Genomic DNA, 728 nt, shown 5'->3' on the forward strand with positions numbered 1-728 from the left:
GTCGTCGACGTGGATGCCGCGCGCGGCGATGTCGGTGGCCACGAGCACGCTCGCCTGGCCGGAGGAGAACGCGTCGAGGTTGCGCACGCGTGCGTTCTGCGACAGGTTGCCGTGCAGGTCCACGCTGGTCACGCCGCGCCCGGAGAGCTGCTTGGCCAGGCGCTTGGCGCCGTGCTTGGTGCGGGTGAACATGACGGTCCGCTCGTTCACGCCGGCGAGGTCCGCCAGTGCGCGGACGCGGTCGTCCGGGTCCACGTGGAAGACGTGGTGTGCGGTCGCGCCGGGGGTGGCGGAGCCGTCGTCGACCTCGTGCACGACCGGGTTGTCGAGGAACTTGCGGACCAGCTTGTCCACACCCTGGTCCAGCGTCGCGGAGAACAGCAGGCGCTGGGCGCCCGCCGGCGTGGCCGCCAGGATCCGGGTGACTCCCGGGAGGAAGCCCAGGTCGGCCATGTGGTCGGCCTCGTCGAGGACGCTGACCTCGATCGAGTCCATGCGGCAGTGCTTCTGCCCCATGAGGTCCTCGAGCCGGCCCGGGCAGGCCACCACGATGTCGACGCCCTGGTCGAGCGCGCTGACCTGGCGGCCCTGCGAGACGCCGCCGAAGATCACGGTGGTCTTGAGGCCCATCGCGCGGGCCAGCGGTGCGAGCGTCTCGTCGATCTGACGGGCGAGCTCACGGGTGGGGGCGAGGATCAGCCCGCGCGGAGCGTTGCGCTTACGGCGGA

General features: G+C 71.7%; 1 protein-coding gene. It reads right to left on the reverse strand.

Features of this window, described 5'->3' with window-relative positions; translation table 11 throughout:
- Window positions 1-728 (reverse strand): DEAD/DEAH box helicase (locus G6020_RS10760; RefSeq protein WP_241732669.1); only part of this gene is annotated, 728 nt, incomplete at both ends.

This window comes from Dietzia sp. B19 (assembly GCF_014145155.1).
In the GTDB taxonomy this organism is placed as follows: Bacteria; Actinomycetota; Actinomycetes; order Mycobacteriales; family Mycobacteriaceae; genus Dietzia; species Dietzia natronolimnaea.